The organism is Micromonospora sp. NPDC049175 (assembly GCF_043197345.1).
Taxonomy (GTDB): domain Bacteria; phylum Actinomycetota; class Actinomycetes; order Mycobacteriales; family Micromonosporaceae; genus Micromonospora.
In genome coordinates this window covers 1-20,783 of the sequence record NZ_JBICSY010000018.1, presented here as the reverse complement: position 1 = coordinate 20,783, position 20,783 = coordinate 1, and the positions used below count along the sequence as shown (strand labels likewise).

Here is a 20,783-nt window from a genome sequence, read left to right as displayed (position 1 = left end):
CCCACACCCTCACCCCAACCCGTCCCATCCGCCGCACCCGCAAACGACTTACAACGACCATCAACCGCAAGACCCCGCTGCCGACTGAACTCAACAAAAAGATTGGGAGTCGACATCACCGTCACACCACCAGCCAACGCCAGGTCACACTCCCCCTGCCGCAACGCCTGCGCCGCCAAATGCAAAGCGACCAACGACGACGAACACGCCGTGTCCACCGTCACCGCCGGCCCCTCGAGGCCGAGGGAGTAGGCCACGCGGCCGGAGGCCACGCTGCCGGCGTTGCCGTTGTTGAGGTAGGCGCCGACGTCTTCGGAGATTTCGCCGAGTCGGATGGCGTAGTCGCTGTACATGACTCCGGAGAAGACGCCGGTACGGGTACCGCGGACCGACGTGGGGTCGATGCCAGCCCGCTCGAAGAGTTCCCACGACGTCTCCAACAGCAGGCGCTGCTGCGGGTCCATCGCCAGCGCCTCACGCGGACTGATCCCGAAGAAGGCGGCATCGAAGTCGGCCGCGTCGTGCACGAACGCGCCCTGGTCGGCGTAGAACTTGCCGGGCTGGCCGGGTTCGGGATCGTAGAGGCGCTCGATGTCCCAGTCGCGGTCCAGGGGCAGGCCCGCGACGGTGTCGACCTGGTCGGAGACGACACGCCACAGATCTTCCGGCGAGCGCACGCCGCCCGGGTAGCGGCAGGCCATCGCCACGATGGCGATCGGCTCGTCGGCGGCTATCGGCGCGCCGGTGGTGGGTCCCGTCGAGGGGTCGGCGCCGAAGATTTCGCGCTGGAGGTGGGCGGCAAGGGCCGCCGGGTTGGGGTGGTCGAAGATGAGCGTGGCGGGCAGCCGGAGACCGGTCGCCGCGTTGAGCCGGTTGCGCAGTTCGAGCGCGGTGAGTGAGTCGAAGCCCAGGTCTTTGAACGCTTGCGCGGCCGGTACCGCGGCGGCCGACTGGTATTTGAGGACCGCTGCCACCTGCTCGCCGACGAGGGCGAGCAGGGCCGCTCCGCGCTCGGTCGGGGCGAGCCTGTGCAGTTCCGGCAGGGGTTCGGCGGTGCCGGACGCCGCCCGTGCCCTGATGGGCTGGGGAAGGATGGCGTGCAGCAGCGGCGGAACCAGGTCACGCGGGATGCGGCGCAACGCGCGAAGGTCCAGGCGGATCGGCACTGTCAGCGCTTCGGGTGCCGTGACCGCCAGGTCGAAGAGGCGGAGCGCCTCGTCGGTGGCGAGCGGCAGGACGCCGGCGCCGGCCATCCGTGCGACGTCGGCTTCGGTGAGGTGGCCGGTCATGCCGCTGCGCTGTGCCCAGAATCCCCAGGCGAGCGAGGTCGCCGGCAGGCCCTGATCGCGGCGGTGCTGGGCGAGCGCGTCGAGGTAGGCGTTCGCCGCGGCGTAGTTGCCCTGCCCGGGGCTGCCGAGCAGGCCGGCCGCCGCGGAGAAGAGGACGAAGGCTTTGAGGTCTCTGGTCAGCTCGTGCAGGTGCCGGGCACCGTCGGCCTTGGCCGCCAGGACGGTGTCCAATCGCTGCGGCGACAGCTGCTCCACCACGCCGTCGTCCAGGGTCCCGGCCGCGTGCACCACCGCGGACAAGCCCGGCAGACTCTCCACCAGAGCGGCGACCTGCGCCCGGTCGGACACGTCACAGGCCACCGTCCGGATCCGCGGGCCGAAGTCCGCACCCGTATCTCCTCGCCTTCCGGCGAGCACCACCTCGGCCACGCCGTGGCGCTCCACGAGATGCCTGGCGAGCAGGCCACCCAGCGCGCCGGTGCCGCCGGTCACCAGCACCACGTCACCCAGGGCGCCGGCAGCCGGCTCCTCGGCGTCGATTCTCACCAGCCGGGGCTCGAACACCGCGCCGTCCCGAACCGCCGTCTGTGGGCGCCCAGGAGCCGCGGCCGGGTCACCGTCGACCAGCTCGATGCGGCCGGGATGTTCCGACTGCGCCGACCGCACCAGGCCCCACACGGCCGCGTGCGGCAACGATCGCACGGGCTCACCGGCCACCGAGACCGCGCCGTCGGTCACCACGACCAACCGGTCGGCGTCCGAGGACACGAACTCCTGCAGCCGCGCCAGAACCTCGCCCAGCACCGCGCGGACATCACCGTCGCCGACCCGCAGCACATCGCCGGAGGTGTCGGCAGCGCCCGCTTCGGCCGGAACCCACCGCACCGCGTAGAGCGGCTCGGTGGGGGCCGCGAGCCGGGACATGTCGACCGGGCGGAGCGTGAGGGAGGCGACGGACGCCACGGGCGACCCGGCAGGGTCGGCGACCTCGACCGAGACCCGCTCGGGGCTGTGGCGGCGCAGGTGGACGCGGAGGGCGGTGGCGCCGGTCGCGTGCAGGCGGACGCCTTGGAAGGCGAACGGCAGCCGCGCGGTGTCCGCTTCCTCGCCGCCGTTGAGCAGTAGGCCGTGCAGGGCGGCGTCGAGGAGCGCCGGGTGCAGGCCGTACAGCGCCGCGTCGTCGGTGACGGTGTCGGTCTCGGGGAGTACGGCCTCGGCGTAGACGTCATCGCCGCTGATCCAGGCGGCCCGCAGCCCGCGGAAGGTGGGACCGTAGTGATAGCCGGCGTCGGCCAAGCGGTCGTAGAGGTCGTCGAGCGCCACCGAGCGCGCCTGAGGCGGAGGCCAGGCGCCGGACAGGTCCTCGCCGCCCGTTCCTTCGGCGGTCGCGGAGAGCAGGCCGGCGGCGTGCCGGACCGGTTGTCCCGCCTCGTCGAGGGAGGAGACGGTCAGCTCCCGGTCTCCGTCCTCGTCGGGTTCGCCCACCCAGACCTGCACCTGCGCGGGCACCGGCAGCGGGGCGTGCAGGGTGAGTTCGCGGAGGTAGGGCGTGCCCACCTCGTCACCGGCGCGGACGGCCAGCTCCACGAAGCCGGTGCCGGGCAGGATCGCGGTCTCGCCGGCTATGTGGTCGGCAAGCCAGGGCAGGGTGTCGGTGGAGAGCGAGCCGCTGAGCAGGCGTCGGCCGCCGTCACCGGCGGCGGTCGCGGTGAGCATGGGGTGGCTCAGGGCCTGTAGTCCGAATGCCTGTGCGTCGCCGGCGGTCGAGCCGCCTCCGATCCAGTAGCGCTGGTGTTGGAAGGGGTAGGTGGGCAGGTCAGCCGGAGCGATGCCGGCGAACTGGGCGGCCCAGTCGATCGCGACGCCCTGCACCCACGCCTCCGCCGCCGACCGCACCACCCGATCCCAACCACCCTCGCCACGACGCAACGTCCCCACCACCACCGGGGCATCAATGTTGAACGTCAACACCGGATGAGCACTGGACTCCACGAACACATCGAACCCGTCACCGGCCAACGCCCGAACCGCATCAGCGAACCGCACCGTCGAGCGCAGGTTCGCGAACCAATACTCGGCATCGAGCTGCACGCTCTCATCCAGCACAGCCCCGGTGAGGGTCGAATACATCGGCAGCACACCCGGCCGGGACGTGACCCCCGCCAGGGCGGTGAGCAACTCCTCGCGGATGACGTCGACCTGAGCGGTGTGCGAGGCATAGTCCACCGGCACCAACCGAGCCCGCACCCCCCGCTGCTCACACCCGGCGACGAGTGCCTGCACCTCGGCAGGATCACCACCGACGACGACCTGGGACGGGCCGTTGACCGCGGCCACACTCAGCCCGTCGGTCAACAACGCCTGCACCTCATCCGCGGGCAGGCCGACCGACGCCATCGCCCCCGCACCCGCCAACCGCTGACCAACGATCCGGGACCGCAGCACCACCACCCGCAACGCGTCTTCCAACGACAACCGACCCGCGACGTACGCGGCGGCGATCTCACCCTGTGAATGCCCGACGACGGCCGCGATCGGCAGGCCGAGGGACTGCCACACCCGTGCCAGACCGGCCATCACCACGAACGAGACCGGCTGCACCACATCCACCCGGTCCAAATCACCACCACGCAACACCGAAGTCAGCGAGAAATCCACCAACGGCTCACACTCCGCGACCCAGGCGGCGAACACCGACGACTCATCGAGCAACTGGCCGCCCATGCCGACCCACTGCGCCCCTTGGCCGGGGAACACCAACACCACACGATCCCGCGACGCCACGGCGGTGCCCTCGATCAGCTCGTCACCGACCCGCACCGCCCGATCCTCGAACACCGACCGCCGCACCAACGCAGCACCGGTAGCGGCCGAATCACCGGAAACCCGCTCCCGCAGCGCGGCCAAAGCCGCCTGACCACGCGCGGAGAACACCAACGGCACAACAGGCAACTCAGGCGACACCACATCCGCGGCCTCAGCCGCCTGCTCCACGATCACATGCGCATTCGTCCCCGACATGCCGAAAGCCGAGACACCGGCCCGCCGCGGCCGATCCACCTCCGGCCACTCCCGGGACGACGTCAAGAGCGAGACCGCCCCCGCCGACCAGTCGACATGCGGCGTCGGCTCGTCCGCGTGCAGAGTGGCCGGAAGCGCGCCGTACCGCATCGCCTGGACCATCTTGATCACGCCCGCGACGCCGGCCGCCGCCTGGGTGTGACCGATGTTCGACTTGATCGATCCGAGCCACAGCGGCTCGGTCCGGTTCTGGCCGTAGGTGGCCAGCAGGGCGCGCGCCTCGATCGGGTCACCCAGTGTGGTACCGGTGCCGTGCGCCTCCACCACGTCCACATCGGCCGGGGACAGACGCGCGTTCGCCAGGGCCTGCAGGATGACGCGTTCCTGGGACGGCCCGTTCGGCGCGGTCAAACCGTTCGACGCACCGTCCTGATTGACCGCGCTACCACGAATCACGGCCAGCACCCGATGACCGTTGCGCTCCGCGTCCGAAAGCCGCTCCAGCACGATCACACCGACACCCTCACCCCAACCGGTGCCGTCCGCCGCCGCCGAGAACGCCTTGCACCGACCATCCGGCGACAAACCCCGCTGCCGACTGAACTCGACGAAGACGGCGGGCGACGACAGGACCGCGACACCGCCGGCCAGCGCGAGCGAGCACTCCCCCGACCGCAGCGACTGCGCGGCCAGGTGGATCGCGACAAGCGACGACGAACAGGCGGTGTCCACGGTCATCGCGGGACCTTCAAGCCCGAGCGTGTACGCCACCCGCCCCGAAAGCACACTCCCGGCGTTGCCGGTCATCACGTGACCCTCGAAGCCCTCGACACCAGCCAGTCCGGTGAGATAGTCCTGGCCGCCCGCGCCGACGAACACACCGGTGCGACTGCCACGCAGGGCGGTGGGGCTGAGTCCGGTGCGCTCGACCGCCTCGTAGGCCACCTCCAGCAGCAGCCGCTGCTGCGGATCCATGGCGAGCGCCTCGCGGGGGCTGATCCCGAAGACGGTGGGGTCGAAGTCGTACGCGTCATAGAGGAAGCCCCCGGACCGCGTGATCGACGTGCCGGGCCGGTCGGGGTCCGGGTCGTAGAGCCGTTCCACGTCCCAGCCGCGGTCGGCCGGGAAGTCCCCGACCGCGTCGACTCCGTCGGCGGCGATCCGCCACAGCGACTCGGGCGAGTTGGCACCGGGGTAGCGGCAGCTCATACCCACGATCGCGATCGGGGCGGTCAGTCCGCCTTCCAGCTCACGCAGGCGCTGCCGGGCCTGGTGCAGCTCGGTCGCGGTCCACTTGAGGTAATCACGAAGGCTTTCCTCGCTGGCCATGCATCGCCACCCTCTTGAACATGGGGCTTTCCGGACGCCGTTGCGGGCGGCCGGGGGTCAGGGGAGCTCCGCTCCGTGATCGGACGCTATGGCCGGCGGGAGGGGCGCCGACACCCCTAACCGCCCCGATGTGCCCTTATGCACGTGCGTTGACCTGCACTGATGCACCGGGCGCGGCCCTCGCACGAGCAGGGCCAGGGCCGCGCGAGCTGGGTGAGAGCGCGGCAGAACAAGTCGGGCCGCGCGGGAGACCGACCGGGCTGGAGCGGGGTTCGGTAGGGCGGCAGGCGGCGAGGTAGAGGGGACCTCAGCAGAAACTCAGTGAGCGCCCCGAACCCGTCGGACAGCGGCCAGGAGCATCGTCCCCGCCGCCCCGCCCGCCGCGCCCCCGAGCAGCCCGCCGAGGATCGCCTGCCACCACCCGCCGTCGACCTGGAAGGTGACCGCGGGCACGGAGAATCCCAGGACGCTGAGCACGATCCCCCCGGTGGCACCGGCGACCAGCACCAGGATCAGCAGGGCCAGGGACAGTACGCCGCCCAGCGCCCCCGCGTTCCACAAGGCCCGCCGCGGCAGGGTGGTGGGCGCGCCGGGTGGTGTGCTGCGTGCCGCGGTGAGCATTCCGCAGGCGAGTGTCAGCAGGATCGCCACGATCACCATGGTGAGAGCGGCGGTGTCGGAGTCGATTAGGGGTCGAGGCCACTCGTCGGAGCCGCCCAAGAGGCCGCTCCCGCTCGAATGGCCCCTCCCGCCGGGAAGGCCCCGGAACCCGGGACCGTCCGAGGACCCACCCCCCGTGGGCAGTTTGCCACCGAACACGCCCGTGGCATTTATCGTCCACGGGACGCCCAGGCCCGAACTCCAGCCGATGACCACCGCGTTGGGCGCGGCGAGCAGCACCGCCGCCAGGCCTTTGCCGCCTTGCCCGAACGCGGTTGCGGCGACCAGCCCGGCCAGGATGACCAGTGTGGCGCCGGCGAGCAGAACTGTGGTGACGGCGGAGAGCGCGGGACGCAGCAGGTCGCGCACCAGGCCGGGCGTAGCGTGGCTGAGCAGCCAGCACACCAGCAGGACGCCGAGGACCAGCAGGCAGCCACGCAGGGCGGTGCCGCCGACGGCTGTGGTGTATTCGAGGGTACGCCCGTCGGCCAGCAGCGTGGCGAGGCTGTGGTCGCCGGCGAGCAGGCCGCCGGGGCCGGATGGTGTGGCGGGCGGCGGGGTGGCCGAGGTTGCCGGCCGGGCGATGGTGCCGTGGCCGAGGCTGGCGGCGGTGACGAGCAGGGCGAGGTAGCTCGTCACCGCGCCGACGGCCCGCGCGGCGAGACCGGGCGCAGTCTCGCGGCGGTGATCGTGCAGCAGGAGAGCGGCGAGGACGACAACCCCGGTGAGGGTGATGCCGAGCGGCATCGCTTGGAGCGAGCCGCCCAGGCCGCCGAGGCCACCCAGGCCGCTCAAGCCGCCGCCTTTACCGCTGATCGACAGGGTGACGTCGGTACGGCCGCCGGCCGCCAGCGCGACGAGCGCGGCGACGAGGGGCCGCAATTCGCCGAACTGGCGGGCGCCGGCGAGGGCCAACGCGGCGGCGGTCAGCGCCGTCATCGCCAGGATCGCGGCGGCACCGGCGGCGAGGCCGCGGACGAACGGCACGGCGATGCGCCTGGCTTCGCCCGCGCGCGTGTCCGCGAGGGTTGCCACGTCAGGCGTCTCGGCGCTGGAAGACCACGAACGCGGCGACGAACACCGCCGCCACGGTGCCGAGCAGCAGGGCGAATCCGCTCCACGGTGGCAGCAGGGCGGGGTCGTGGTGCACGAGCATCAGCTCCCGCGCGGCCATCGACGGCCAGTACGTGCCCATGAATTTGGCCAGGCTCTCGGGCAGGGCCGGGGTGAACGCCGGGATGAGGAAGGTGAGCGCGGTGACGATGGCGATCGCGCCGGCGGTGGCGCGTACCAGGACGCCGATTGCGACGCCGAGCAGTCCGACGGTGGCCAGGTAGAGGCCGCAGCCGACGACCGCGCGCAGTACGTGCGGGTCGCCGAGTGCGGCGTGCGGCACGTGCTGGCCGCGGAGGATGGCCTGGCCGGTGAAGAAGGAGACGAAGCCGATGAGCTCGCCGGCGATCAGTGCGACGCCGGTGAAGACGACGGTCTTCGCCGCGAGCAGGCGGCCGCGCCGGGGTACGACGGTCATGCTGGTACGGATCATCTTGGTGGCGTACTCGGAGGTCAGCACGAGCGCGCCGAGCAGGCCGACGGCGAGCTGCGCCATGATGGCGCCGGAGAGGCTGCGACCGGTCGGGTCCCAGGCCGCCTGGTCCTGCGCGGAGAGGTCGGTGTACGCCTTGGCGTCCGCGAACGTGATGATGCAGCCCAGCCCGATACCGAGCACCACGGCGGCGACAAGCGTGTACCAGGCGGAGCGCAGCGTGCGGATCTTGACCCATTCGGATCGCATGGCATGCCCCAGCGTGCTGGGCCGGTGTGTCGTCTCGGTCGCGCTCATCGCACCAGGTCCTGCCGTTGGATGGGTCCGGCGGCGGCGGAGTATTCGACGCTGTCGCGGGTGAGGTCCATGAACGCGGCTTCCAGCGAGCTGCGTTGCGGTGTCAGTTCGGCGAGTGCGATCCCGGCGTCGCGGGCGAGTTCGCCGATGGCGAGGCTGTCCATTCCGGTCACTTCGAGCGTGCCGTCGCCCGGGTCGGTGACGTGGGCGCCCGCCTCGGTCAGCCGGTGGGCGAGGTCGTCTGCTTCGGGCGTACGAACGACAACGCTGTGAATGCCCTGTGACCGCATGAACGTTTCGGTCGGCTTGTCCACGATGAGCCGGCCCCGGCCGATGATGACCAGGTGGTCCGCGGTGAGTGCCATCTCGCTCATCAGGTGGCTGGAGACCAGGACGGTGCGCCCGTCGGCGGCGAGGCCGCGCATGAGGTTGCGGATCCAGAGCACGCCTTCGGGGTCGAGGCCGTTGACGGGCTCGTCGAACATCAGGACCGCGGGGTCGCCGAGCAGGGCGGCGGCGATGCCCAGCCGCTGGCTCATGCCGAGCGAGAAGGTACCGACCCGCTTCTTGGCGACACCGGCGAGGCCGACCTGTTCGAGTACCTCGGTGACCCGCCTGCGGGGTATGCCGTTGCTGTACGCCAGGCAGAGCAGGTGATCGGCCGCCGTGCGGGACCCGTGTACGGCCCGCGCGTCGAGCAGCGCGCCCACCTCGCGCATCGGGGCGGTCAGCCGGTCGTAGCGCCTGCCGTTGGTGGTGACGGTGCCACTGGTGGGCGCGGCCAGTCCGAGGATCATCCGCATGGTGGTGGTCTTGCCGGCGCCGTTGGGGCCGAGGAAGCCGGTGACGACGCCGGGTTGTACGGAGAAGCTGAGGTCGTCCACCACGGTCTGGTCGCCGTAGCGCTTCGTCAGCCGCGAAAGCTCGATCATCGCCGGTCTCCGGTCTCCGCGGAGGCCACGGCCTGCTGCTTCGTGAGCCCGTCGTCGGCGGCGTCGCCCGCGTCGGCGGGGGCCGGGTCGGCGGGGGCCGGGTCGGCCTCCGGTCCGGCGGTCGTCGCGGCGATCCGGGAGGGCCACCAGAAGGCGCGGCCCATCAGCACGGTCAGCGCCGGGACGAGCAGCGACGAGACCAGGACGGCGGAGATGAGGATGCCGACCGCGACCGCGAAGCCCATCTCGGCGAGCAGGGAGACGCCGGCGAGCATCAGTGAGGAGAACGTGCCGGCGAGGATGACGGCCGCGGCGACCGCCGTGGGCCCGGTGCGGCGGATGGCGAGGCGGGCGGCCTCGCGGGGGCTGCGGCCTTCGCGTGTCTCGTCGCGCAGCCGGTCGACTATCAGGATGTTGTAGTCGGTGCCGATCGCGACGACGAACAGGTACATGAAGATGGGGACGTTGAAGATGATGCCGTCCTTTCCCAGCCCCTCCTGCATGACAAGCACCGACGCGCCGAGCGTGGCGAGGTAGCTGAGGCCGACCAGCACCATCAGCAGCACGGCGGCGACGACGCTGCGCAGCAGGGCGAGCAGGACCAGCGCGGTCAGGACGGCGGCGAGCGGGAAGACGACTGAGTAGTCGCGGTTGACCGCGCTGCGGATGTCGGCGAACGTCGCGGTCGGGCCGCCGAGCAGGGCGTGCGTGCCGGCCGGGGCCGCCCGGTCCGCGGCCGGTCGGAGCACGTCGGCGACGGTGTCGACCGCCTGCGGGCTGCCGGAGTCGTGGTCGAGCAGCAGGCTGATCTTGGCGACGGTGCGGTCCGCGCCGTACTCGGCGGGTCCGGCCTGCCCGACACCGGCGACCTCGGCGAGCTTGGACCGGAATCCGTCGACGGCGGCCTGGTCCAGCGGCTGCTTGTCGTCGCTGACCAGCAGGGCGGAGGTCGGGTTGAGCGCGCCGACCGGGAAGCCGCGCTGCAGGTCTTTCAGGGCGATCGCGGATTCGGTGTTCTGCGGGAGGCCGGCGTTGTAGTCGTAGCTGGCCTGGAAGCGCAGCCCGCCGAGCGAGAGCAGGGCGAGGACGACGAACGCGGCGGCGCTGAGCAGGCCGGCCCGGCCGACGATCAGGTTGCTGAGCTTGGCCGACGTGCGGGCGGCGGGCTCCCGCTGCCAACTCTTGGAGGGCCAGAACACCTTGGGCCCGAGCAGCGAGACGACGGCCGGGAGCAGGGTGAGCGCCGTGATCACCGTGGCGGCCACCGCGATGGCGAGGGCCGGTCCCTGCGCCTTGAACGAGCCGAACGAGGAGAAGGCGAGCGTGCTGAAGGCGATCACGATCGCCGCGCCGGCCGAGGTGATCACCTTGGCCACCCGGGCGGTCGCGTGGATCAGGGCGGTGCGGGGCTCCTCGCCGGCGCGCAGGCGCTCGCGGTAGCGGAAGAGCAGGAAGAGCAGGTAGTCGGTGCCGACGCCGAAGAGTACGACGGTCACCCAGACGGTGACCGACTGCTCGGCGGTCAGGTTGAAGATCCGCTGGGCGATGCCGATCAGCTTGATCGAGACGAAGACCAGCGCGCCGATCGTCACCATGGGCAGCAGGGCCGCGATCGGGCTCCGGAAGATCAACAGCTGCAGGACGATGATCAGCACGATCGTCGCCAGCGCGATGACCTGCTCGGCGGAGGCGAAGGCGTCCTCCGCGTCGATGACGATGCCGACGTCGCCGGTCATGCCGGCCTTCAGGGCGGTGCCGTCGAACAGCGGGGCGGCGGCGGCCCGCAGCGCCCGGCCGGCCTCCTGGGTGCCGGGGTCGCTCTGCTGCCCGTCGACCGTGGCCTGGAGGAGCTGGACGAGCCCGTTCTGCGAGACCGTCTCCTTGCCCGCCTGCACGTCGGTGACGTGCGGGATCGCCTTGTCGCGCAGCTGGCCGGCGATCCGCTCCACGAGCTGCTGGTCGTCGCTGGTCAGCGCCGCACCGTCGCGACGCTGCACCACGAACGTGCCCGCGCTGCCGCCGCCGCTCTCGGCGAACGCGGCGTCCTGCACCTTGCCGGCCTGGACGGACCCGTAGTGGGCGGGCAGGAACTCGGACTGGTCGTTGCTGGACGACAGACCGGGCCCGAAGACCCCGACGAGGACCGCGACGATCAGCCAGGCGCCGATCGTCCACCACGGGTGGCGGACCACCCCTCGTGCCAACGTTGCGAACATCAGGCTCGTCCTCCAACCGCGCCGCCGGCCACGGCACCGCCTGCCGCTACGTGGCCCAGCCGATCATGTGGAGTTGAAGTGGCCGTGTGGTGGCCTTTCGAGTTCTGTGAGAGTTCGCGACCGGGGCGGGCGGTGCGTTACTCGGCGACCCGGGTACGCGTCGTCCAGCGGTACACGACCTGCCGCTCGCCGTGGCGGTCGACCACCTCGTCGGTGCGCTCGAACTGCTCGTACCCACCCATGAATTGGATCTTGACTTTGTCCTGCCCGCCGTCGACCAGGCACTGCCGGGACGAGGAAGGGAGATCGGACGGACCGCCTTGCAGAAGCGCGGCGACAGCGGGGCCGATGACGTCAGCCATTGTCAACACCTCCGTGCTAGGACCTTGACGACGAGGATGCGGGCAGCGCGGGGGCCGGGGACACCCGTAGCGCACCCCTAGGGCTTCACAAGGTTTTCGCAGAGAACACTCAACGGCTCCCGATCGCGGGCGCGCCCGGAGCGGGCAGAATGGGTCACGCCAGCACTGCGACCGATGATCCAGAGGGGGGCGACGAGTTGTGATAGCGCCGGATCAGCCGACCGACGGCGCCCTGACGACCGACCCGCCACGGATCCTCGTCGTCGACGACGAGTTCTTCCTCGCCGACCTGGTCGCGTCCGCCCTGCGCTACGCGGGTTTCGCGTCGACGAGCGCGGGCGACTGCGCCGAGGCCGAGGCCGCCGTGGCCCGCGACCGGCCCGATCTCATCATTCTCGACGTGCTGCTGCCCGACGGCTCCGGCATCGACCTGTGCCGGCGACTGCGCGAGCAGGGCGTCCTCGCCCCGGTGATCTTCCTGACCGCCCGACGCACGGTCGCCGACAAGATCGAGGGCTTGAGCGTCGGCGGCGACGACTACCTGACCAAGCCGTTCAGCCTCGACGAGCTCATCGCCCGGGCCCGGGCCATCCTGCGCCGGTTGCAGCAGGCCCCGCCGGCGCCGGCGTCGCGGGAGGGCGGCAGCCTGAGCTACGCCGACCTGGTGATCGACGAGGAGGCGCACGTGGTGCGTCGGCGCGACGTCGTGATCGAGCTGAGCCCCACGGAGTTCAACCTGCTGCGCTTCCTGGTGCAGAATGCCGGGCGCGTGGTTTCCAAGCAGCAGATCGTCGACAATGTGTGGGAGTACGACTTCGGCGGCAACCACGGCGTGGTGTCGACGTACATCAGCTACCTGCGCCGCAAGGTCGACCAGTTCGATCCGCCGCTGATCCAGACGATCCCCCGGGTCGGCTACACGCTGCGGCTGCCCGCCGAGTGAGCGGCCGGTTGGGCGGCATGAGCCTGCGGGGACGGCTCATCGCTCTGGTGGCGGTACTACTGGCGGCCGGGATGAGCGTCGCCGCGCTGGCCACCCTCGCGGCGCTGCGATACTTCCTGGTCACCCGCACCGACAACCAGCTCGACCAGCTGAACACGGCTCTCGTGTCCCAGATGAACGACGGCGGCGGGGCAATTCCGTCCAATTCGCTGGGCGGGCGGCTGCCCAATGCCGGCGGGCAGCCGTTCGTGCTGCTGCGGGTGCTCACGCCGGACGGCAGCCCGATGCTGGACCTACAGAATCCGGGCGCCGCCGCGTCGGCGATACCGCTGCGGCCGGCGGCATCCAGCCCCGACAGCGGGGACGGCGCGGTGTACGCGACGGTCACGCTTACCGATCAGCAGCCGCAGGAGTGGCGGGTGCGGTCCGGCTGGCTGCCCGGCCGCAAGGCGATCCTGCAGGTGGGGCTGCCGCTGACCGAGTACCAGGAGGTGAACCGGCGGCTCATCGACACGGTGGTGGCCACGACGGCCGTCATCCTCGCCGCCATGCTGGTGATCGCCTGGTGGGTGATCGGGCGCGGCACCCGCCCGCTGGACCGGATCGCCGAGGTGGCCGCGGACATCGGCGCCGGTCACCTGGATCGGCGGGTGCAGCCCGGCCGTCCCAACACGGAGATCGGGCGGCTCAGCACCGCGCTCAACGCCATGCTGATGCAGATCCAGACCGCGTTCCAGGAGCGGCAGACCTCCGAGGAACGGCTACGCCGGTTCGTCGCCGACGCCTCACACGAGCTCAACACGCCGGTGGCGACCATCCGCGGCTACGCCGAGCTGTTCCGGCACGGCGCGGGCGCCCGGCAGGCCGACCTCGAGGTCACCATGCGGCGCATCGAGTCCGAGGCGACCCGGATGGGTCAGCTGGTCAACGAGCTGCTGGTGCTGGTGAAGCTGGACGAGGGGCGCCCGCTCGACCGCGATCAGGTGGACCTGACCCACCTGGCGACCGAGGCGGTGGCGGACGCGCGTGCCATCGAGCCCGGCCGCCCGCTGAGCGTGCGGGCACCGGGCTCGCTCGTGATCTCGGCTGACGAGCTGCGCCTGCGGCAACTGCTGGCCAACCTGCTCTCCAACGTACGCCGCCACACCCCGCCCGGCACCGCCGCCGAGGTGCGGGTCTCGGCCGACGACGACCTCGCGGTGATCGAGGTCGCCGACGACGGACCGGGTCTGTCCGAAGAGGACCAGAGCCGGGTGTTCGAACGCTTCTACCGCAGCGCGGCCTCGCGCGGACGCCAGCGGGAGGGTTCCGGTATCGGCCTGGCCATCGTCGCGGCGATCGCCGAGGCGCACGGCGGTACGGCGCGGGTGAGCTCCGCGCCTGGCGAGGGCACCACGTTCACCGTGCGCCTCCCCCGCCAGGAGCCGGACTGACTCAGCCGATCATGTTGTAGCCCTGGAAACCGGTGGCGACGACGACGGGCTCGGCGTAGGTGTCCAGCGGCCGGGCCGGGTCGAATCCGCCCCGGTGCGCGAAGGCGTAGAGGGTGCCGTCCGGCGCGAGCCCGAGCAGGTCGGGGTGACCGTCGCCGGTGAGGTCGGTGAGCGTGATGGTCAGCATCCCGGCCCAGCCGCGCGACAGCACGTGACGGCGCGGCGGACCGACCGGCTCGCCGTCGTCGTCGGCGCCCTCGGCGAACAGGTGGTAGAGGACCAGTTCGTCGTCGGAGGCCTCGGCGAGCAGGTCGGGGTGGCCGTCACCGGTCACGTCGGCGATGCCGAACGGCACCTCGCCGTCGCCGATGGTGGCGATGTGCTTGGGCGGTGCGAACGTGTTCATCCCGTCCAGCCCTTGGTTGATCATGGAGTGCACCTCGTTCGTGCCCTGCAGGCGGCCGAAGCAGTCGGTGCGGCCGTCGCCGAAGATGTCGGCGAGCGCGATGGTGTCGTAGGAGATGTCCGGCGACAGCTTGCCGCCGATGTGGATGCCCTCCTCGGCGAGCGTCTGCAGGCCGTTCAGGCCGCCCTGGTTGAGGTAGACGCGGACCTGGTCGTCGCCCGTGTTGACGAGCACGTCGGCGAAGCCGTTGCCGGTGAAGTCGCCGGCGCCGATCCACCGGCTGTACATGTCCATGCCGGTGCGGATCAGTACCGGGGCACCGAAGGTGTCGGTCCCGGCGAGCTCCCCGCTGTGCGGGTAGACCAGGAGCTCTCCCGTGGCCGGGTTGCGCGCCAGCACGTCGCGCCGCCCGTCACCGTTGAACGATCCGCAGTTGCCCGCGTAGATCCTCATGCAGCTTCTCCCTGCTGTGCAGCCCAGTCGTCATGACCCTCCATGAATAAGGCACAGTGCCGTCGATCACCCACCCCTATCGACCCCGGAACACCGCGGCGCCCGCGGCCACGGCTTTCCCGCCGACGTTGTGAGTTCCATTAGAGCGGCGCGAGAGTGTGCTTAGAATTTGATGATCAATATTGCTTCGCGGCACCGGAAATACCAGAATGCGGCACAACGAATCTCGCTTCGGTGATCAACAAGACTCGTCGTCGATATGGGTGTTTCACAGGCATCTGACCCGACTTCTCCGACCGTTGCTTCGCCAGTACGCCCGTGGCAGAATGGCGAAGCGCTACCGTCTACCGCCCCTCCGGTGACCGAGAGTAATGTCGTCCGTCAATCACTCCAGAGTGACACTCGACACATTAGAGCCGCGTGATCCGACGCAGTGAAACGGCGAGGAGTAAGCGGAAAGGAAGTCTCGAGCCGTCCGAAATCGTGCCAGGAAATATTCGGGGGAATATCCTTAATGGCGATTGTCGAACGTGAAGAACACATTGACATCCTACTGCGCGCGCTCACCGAGGCCACCCACGGCGCCGGGCAGATCATCACCATCGGTGGCGACCCCGGGACGGGGAAGACGGAATTGCTGCAACGCCTGGCCGCGGACGCGGAACGGGCCGGCGCGCTGGTGCTGACCGCGGCCGGCTCGCGCGCCGAAGTCACCCTCCACATGGGAATCGTCCGGCAGTTGTTCCAGCAGGCCGCCAAAGCCTCCTCGGCCACCGGCGAGCTGGCCCGGCTGCTCGAGGACGGCGCCCTCACCTCCGCGCTCACCGCCGGAAGCGACCACGCCACCGACCAGCCGGCCGGCCCGGTCGTCGACGTCCTCTGCGCCGCGCTGCTCGATCCGGCCCGCGACCGCACCGTGGTGATCTGCGTCGACGACGTCCAGTACGCGGACGACGCCTCGATTCACTGTCTGTTGTCGCTCGCCGCGCAGCTGCGACAGGTGCGGATGCTCATCCTCCTCGCCGAGGGCCCGGCGTGGACCCGCCCCATCGCGGCGACGCTCTCCACACCGCCGTCCGGCCGCCGCATCGAACTCGCACCCCTCACGCACGGTGGCGTCGCGGCGATCCTCGCCGTCCGGCTCGGCTGCGTGCCCGGCCCCGCCGCGATCGCCCAGGCGCACCGCCTGACCGGTGGCAACCCGCTGCTGGTGCACGCCCTGGCCGACGACACCCTGGACATCCGGGCCACCGGCGACGACACGCCGCACGCCGGCGCCGCGTACGGCCGAGGTGTGCTGCGCTGCCTGCACCGCACCACACCCGCGATGCTCTCCGCCGCCCACCTCATCGCCGTGCTCGACGACGTGGCCGGCACCCACACCCCGACCCAGCCGGCGCTGCTCGGGCACCTGCTCAAGCTGGATCCGACGGCGGTGGCCCGCTCGCTGGCGGCGTTGACGGCGGCAGGCCTGCTGGAACGCGGCGGCTTCCGCCACGCTGCCGCCCACGCCGCCGTCCGCGCCGACATCCTCCCGGCCGTCCGCGCCGACATCCACCGCCGGGCCGCGCTCTGGCTGCACCACGCGGACGCTCCCGCTGACGCCGTCGCCCGCCACCTGGTCGCGGCCGGGCACCACGACGAGCCGTGGACCGGTGCGCTGCTCGAACAGGCGGCCGCGCAGACCGTGCTGGACGGACGGCCAGAGTTCGCGATCAGCTGCCTGCGGCTGGCTGTCCGCGCCAGCACGGACGAGCGCGACCGGGCCCGTCTGTCGGTGCTGCACGCCCAGGCGGAGTGGCGCATGGACCCGGGCAGCGTCCGGGCCCGGCTGCCCGAGCTCATCGCCATCGTGCGGACCGGCTGGCTGACCCCCCGATACTCGATCATCGCGGCCAAGCTGCTGCTCTGGTTCGGCCACGCCGACGACGCCCGGACGGCGCTGCGCTCGGCGCGGGACGCGAGCGCCGAACTCGGCCGCTCCCGGGCCTGGTTGATCACCTGGCATCCGGCCCTCGCGCCCATGCTGCCCGCACCACCCGACACCGGTGTCGCGGCCGCCGAACGGGCCCTGGAGCGCCTCCGCCGCGACGACGAGGCGATGGAGGCAGCCGCCACGGCGCTGCTGCACCTCGTCTGGGCCGACCGGTCCGACCGCGTCCTGGCCTGGTACGCCGAAGTCGGCGACGCCGACCTGAACCGGCTGGTGCCGACCTGGCGTGCCATCCTGACCGCGATCCGCGCCGAGGCCGCGCTCCGGCTCGGCGACCTGCGCGAGGCGCAGCGGCTCGCCCGGGCGGCGCTGCAGGGCGTCGCGGCGCACGACTGGGGCATCGCGGCCGGGCTGCCCCGCTCGATCCTGCTGCGCGCCGCGACCGAGATGGGCGCCTACGAGCAGGCTTCGGTGGAACTCGACCACGCCCTGCCCGAACCCGGACCACAGAGCCTCTTCGACCTGCACTACCTGCACGCCCGCGGCCGGTACGCGCTCGCCGTCGACCTGCCCCACGCCGCGCTCGGTGATTTCCAGGCCTGCGGCGAGCTGATGGCCCGCTGGAACATCACCGCACCGGCTCTGGTCGCCTGGTGCGAGGGCGCCGCCTGGGCCCTGCTGGCGCTCGGCAAGTCGGGCAAGGCCGCCGAGCTCCCCCAGCGGCAGTTGCGCGACCTCGGCACCGAATACCGGCGCACCCGTGGCGCCGCGCTACGCGTGCTGGCCATGACCTGCGAGTTGTGGGCGCGGCAGCGGCTGCTCAGCGAGGCGGCGCGGGTGTTGCAGGCCTCCGGCGACCAGTTGGAACTCGCCCACACCCTCGCCGACCTCAGCAAGGTGCAGTACGCGCTCGGCGACGGCAGCCGCGGCCGGCTGGCCATGCGCCGGGCGCTGCACCTGGCCGACCAGTGCAGCGCCCGGGCGCTCAGCGAGTCGCTGCAGCCGACCCTCGTCGCCCCCGCGGTCACCGGCCGGCCCGCGGGCCAGATCGACGGCGACGAAGCCACGCCCGCGTTGAGCGACGCGGAACGGAGGGTCGCCGCGCTCGCGGTGCAGGGGCACACCAACCGGCAGATCGCACGCAAGCTACACATCACCATCAGCACGGTCGAGCAACACCTGACCCGCAGCTACCGCAAGCTCAAGGTGAGCCGGCGCAGCGATCTGCCGCTCGGTCTGCAGCCCGGTTTCTCGGCTGACTGAAAAACCATAAGAGCAAAGGCCGTTTCCCGTACGTACGGGGGACGGCCTTTCGCCGTCAGCCGCGTGGGAGCTTCCACGGGCTGGCTCGGCGGAGCCTCTCGCCGCCCAGCCTGTCGCCTTCCTCGCTTTCCTTGCCCTCCTTGCCGCGCGGCGCTCCGTCCCTTCGCCGCGCGGCTTGTCGTCTCGGTTGCCGACCTTTGGTCGGTCAGGAGCGGCCGAGCTCGTTGTTGATGAAGTCGAAGATGTCCTGGTCGGTACCACGGTCCAGGTCCGCGGCCGGCGCGGCGACCGGTGCCGCGACCGTCTCCGTCAACGAGGCGAGCATCGCCTGAAGCCGCATGGTGATCCGGGCCCTGGTCACGTTGTCCGGTGTGGAGTCCGCCAGCAGCTCGGCCGCCCGCTCCAGGTCGGCGTACGCCCGTTCCCCCGCACTCTGCGCGCCCGGCAGCAGGCCGCGCAGGAAGCCGGCGAGGTCACGCGGCGTTGGATGGTCGAACACCACGGTCGCCGGCAGCGACGTACCGAACGCCGCCCCTAGCCGGTTGCGCAGCTCGACCGCGGTCAGCGAGTCGAAGCCCGCGTCCCGGAACGCCTGTGCCTCGTCGACAGTGTCCGCCGAGGCGTGCCCCAGCACCGTCGCCACCTCGGCGCGCACCACCCGCAGCAGTTCCCGCTCCTGTTCGGCGGGGTTACGGGCGGCCAGTTCGTCCAGCAGTGACGCCGCGCCGGCCTCCGGCTCGGTGTCCCCGCCGTCCCGCGCCCCCACCTCCGGCAGATCACCGAGCAGCGCGCTCGGACGCCGGAACGTGAACGTCGGCGCGAAACGCTCCCAGTCCACGTCGGCCACCGCCAGGGCCGGAACACCCTCCGCGACGGCACGCCGCATCGCGGCCACCGCCGGATCCACCGCCATCGGCCGCAGGCCCTGCCGCAGCAGTTGCTCGCCGGTGGAGCCGTCGGCCATGCCGCCGCCGTCCCACGGGCCCCAGCCGACCGAGACCGCCGGCCGTCCGTCGGCGCGCCACTGCTCGGCCAGCGCGTCCAGGTAGGCGTTCGCGGCCGCGTAGGCGCCCTGGCCGCCGCTGCCCCACACCCCGGCGACGGAGGAGAACAGCACCAGCGCCTCAAGGCCAGGCGCGGTAAGGAGCGCGTCGAGGTTCGCCGCGCCCCGCACCTTCCCGGCGGTCACCGCGGCGAAGTCGTCAAGCGTGGTCTCGTCGAGCGCCGTGTACCGGCCGACACCCGCCGTGTGCACCACCGCCGTCGGCGCGTGCCGCTCGACGACGGCGGCGAGCGCCGTACGGTCCGCGACGTCGCAGGCCTCGATCGTGACCGCCACACCGGTCGCGGCCAGTTCCACCGCCAGTTCCGGCGCACCGGGTGCGGCGGTGCCCTGGCGGCTGGTCAACACCAGCCGCTCGACACCCTCGGTGGCGAGCTTGCGGGCCACCGCACTGCCGAGCGCACCGGTCCCGCCGGTGATGAGCACCGTGCCACGCGGCTGCCACGGGGCGACCGGAACCCCGCCCACGGCCCGGGCGAGCCGGCGGACGTACGTGCCGGACTCCCGCACCGCGAGCTGATCCTCGCCGCTCTCGCGGATCGCCGCCCGCACCCGCTCCGCCGTACGCGCTCCGGGCTCGGCCGGTAGGTCCACCAGGCCGCCCCAGCGCTCCGGATGCTCCAAGGCAACCACCCGGCCGAGACCCCAGAGCTGGGCCTGGACGGGGTTATTCAGGCGGTCGGCCGAGCCTGTCGACACGGCCGAACGGGTCAGGCACCACAGCGGCGCGGCCACACCCGCGTCACCGAGCGCCTGCACGAGCGCGAGCGTGGCGGCCAGTCCTGTGGTCAGCGCGGGCTGTCCCGGGTGCGGCAGGTCGTCCAGCCCGAGATACGAGATCACGCCGGTGAGGTCGTCCGTGATCGCCGCCAGCCGCTCCGCGATCGCCGCCCGGCCGTCCGTCGCGACGTCCAGGGTCAGTTCGACCGTACGCTCCGCGAGATCCGGCAGCACCTCGACCGGGGTCGTCGGGCGGACCACCAGCCAGGTGCCGGGCAGCGGTGCGTCGCTCGGCCGGTCGCGCGTCGGAGTCCAGGTGATGCGGTAGCGCCACGAGTCGGTGCGTGACTGCTCCAGCGTCCGCTGCCGCCACCGAGACAGCGCGGGAAGGGCCGCTTCCAGTGCGGACGTTGGCTCGTCACCGACCACCGCGGCCAACTCGCCAAGGTCGCCGCGCTCGACGGCGGCCCAGAACTCGGCGTCGACAGCGTCGCTGCGGGTCTGGGCGGGCAGTTCGATCCAGAAGCGTTCCCGTTGGAACGGGTACGTCGGCGCCACCGGAATCGTCTCCACATCCGGCGCCGGAACGATCGCATCCCACGCGATCGGGGTCCCAGTCACGAACAACCGGGCAACCGCAGTGAGAAGAGTGACCACCTCATCGCGATCGTGCTGGTCGGTGGTGGCCGCGGGGGCGGTTGCCGTGGGGGTGGTGTTTTCGGTGGCGTCGTGCTGGCCGGTGGCCGTGGGGGTGGTGGGCCGGGGGCGGCGGCCGGTGGCGGCGATCACCGTCGGGTCAGCAGTCAAACAGCCCGGTAGCAACGCGGCTAACACCGCGTCCGGGCCAACCTCCAACCACCGATCCACACCCGCACGCTCACCCGCCCGCACCGCATCCAGAAAATGCACCGCCTCAC

General features: G+C 71.6%; 11 protein-coding genes. 3 read left to right on the top strand and 8 right to left on the bottom strand.

Annotated features, from left to right (window positions below; all coding sequences use genetic code 11):
• The 6 genes from ACGFH8_RS35030 to ACGFH8_RS35005 form a co-directional block, all read right to left on the bottom strand.
• Window positions 1-5,639 (bottom strand): SDR family NAD(P)-dependent oxidoreductase (locus ACGFH8_RS35030; protein ID WP_393375987.1); only part of this gene is annotated, 5,639 nt, incomplete at its 3' end.
• A gap of 318 nt (window positions 5,640-5,957) precedes the next feature.
• Entirely contained in the window at window positions 5,958-7,334 is a 1,377-nt protein-coding gene (locus tag ACGFH8_RS35025) for a streptophobe family protein (protein WP_393375985.1), read from the bottom strand.
• Between the two features lies 1 nt (window position 7,335).
• Entirely contained in the window at window positions 7,336-8,142 is an 807-nt protein-coding gene (locus ACGFH8_RS35020) for an ABC transporter permease (protein ID WP_393375982.1), read from the bottom strand.
• Entirely contained in the window at window positions 8,139-9,074 is a 936-nt protein-coding gene (locus ACGFH8_RS35015; protein WP_393375980.1) for an ABC transporter ATP-binding protein, read from the bottom strand. The genes ACGFH8_RS35020 and ACGFH8_RS35015 overlap by 4 nt, the downstream gene beginning before the upstream one ends.
• Window positions 9,071-11,290 carry an MMPL family transporter gene (locus tag ACGFH8_RS35010; protein ID WP_393375978.1) on the bottom strand — a complete coding sequence of 740 codons (2,220 nt, stop codon included), beginning with the start codon at window positions 11,288-11,290 and terminating at the stop codon, window positions 9,071-9,073. The genes ACGFH8_RS35015 and ACGFH8_RS35010 overlap by 4 nt, the downstream gene beginning before the upstream one ends.
• 137 nt (window positions 11,291-11,427) lie before the next feature.
• Window positions 11,428-11,652, bottom strand: coding sequence for a DUF5988 family protein (locus tag ACGFH8_RS35005; protein WP_393375975.1), 225 nt, complete (start codon window positions 11,650-11,652; stop codon window positions 11,428-11,430).
• Window positions 11,653-11,851: 199 nt separating this feature from the next.
• Here ACGFH8_RS35005 and ACGFH8_RS35000 point away from each other — a divergent pair, with 199 nt between their 5' ends.
• A complete protein-coding gene (locus ACGFH8_RS35000; RefSeq protein ID WP_393375972.1) occupies window positions 11,852-12,595 on the top strand; it encodes a response regulator transcription factor in 744 nt (247 codons plus the stop codon).
• Window positions 12,596-12,612: 17 nt separating this feature from the next.
• Window positions 12,613-14,028 carry a sensor histidine kinase gene (locus tag ACGFH8_RS34995; protein WP_393375969.1) on the top strand — a complete coding sequence of 472 codons (1,416 nt, stop codon included), beginning with the start codon at window positions 12,613-12,615 and terminating at the stop codon, window positions 14,026-14,028.
• 1 nt (window position 14,029) lies between these two features.
• Here the strand turns inward: ACGFH8_RS34995 and ACGFH8_RS34990 are convergent, their stop codons facing one another.
• Window positions 14,030-14,887: an FG-GAP repeat domain-containing protein gene (locus ACGFH8_RS34990; RefSeq protein ID WP_393375966.1), complete on the bottom strand. Its 858-nt coding sequence runs from the start codon at window positions 14,885-14,887 to the stop codon at window positions 14,030-14,032.
• A gap of 514 nt (window positions 14,888-15,401) precedes the next feature.
• Here ACGFH8_RS34990 and ACGFH8_RS34985 point away from each other — a divergent pair.
• Window positions 15,402-18,083: an AAA family ATPase gene (locus tag ACGFH8_RS34985; RefSeq protein WP_393375963.1), complete on the top strand. Its 2,682-nt coding sequence runs from the start codon at window positions 15,402-15,404 to the stop codon at window positions 18,081-18,083.
• Window positions 18,084-18,288: 205 nt separating this feature from the next.
• Here the strand turns inward: ACGFH8_RS34985 and ACGFH8_RS34980 are convergent.
• A partial coding sequence (locus tag ACGFH8_RS34980; RefSeq protein WP_393375960.1) for an SDR family NAD(P)-dependent oxidoreductase occupies window positions 18,289-20,783 on the bottom strand: 2,495 nt, incomplete at its 5' end.

Bases quoted from the DNA above. Each gene is read 5' to 3' on its own strand.
- ACGFH8_RS34990 (WP_393375966.1), bottom strand. From the start codon at position 14,887: ATGAGGATCTACGCGGGCAACTGCGGATCGTTCAACGGTGACGGGCGG.
- ACGFH8_RS35015 (WP_393375980.1), bottom strand. From the start codon at position 9,074: ATGATCGAGCTTTCGCGGCTGACGAAGCGCTACGGCGACCAGACCGTG.
- ACGFH8_RS35005 (WP_393375975.1), bottom strand. From the start codon at position 11,652: ATGGCTGACGTCATCGGCCCCGCTGTCGCCGCGCTTCTGCAAGGCGGT.
- ACGFH8_RS35020 (WP_393375982.1), bottom strand. From the start codon at position 8,142: ATGAGCGCGACCGAGACGACACACCGGCCCAGCACGCTGGGGCATGCC.
- ACGFH8_RS35010 (WP_393375978.1), bottom strand. From the start codon at position 11,290: ATGTTCGCAACGTTGGCACGAGGGGTGGTCCGCCACCCGTGGTGGACG.
- ACGFH8_RS34985 (WP_393375963.1), top strand. From the start codon at position 15,402: ATGGCGATTGTCGAACGTGAAGAACACATTGACATCCTACTGCGCGCG.
- ACGFH8_RS34995 (WP_393375969.1), top strand. From the start codon at position 12,613: ATGAGCCTGCGGGGACGGCTCATCGCTCTGGTGGCGGTACTACTGGCG.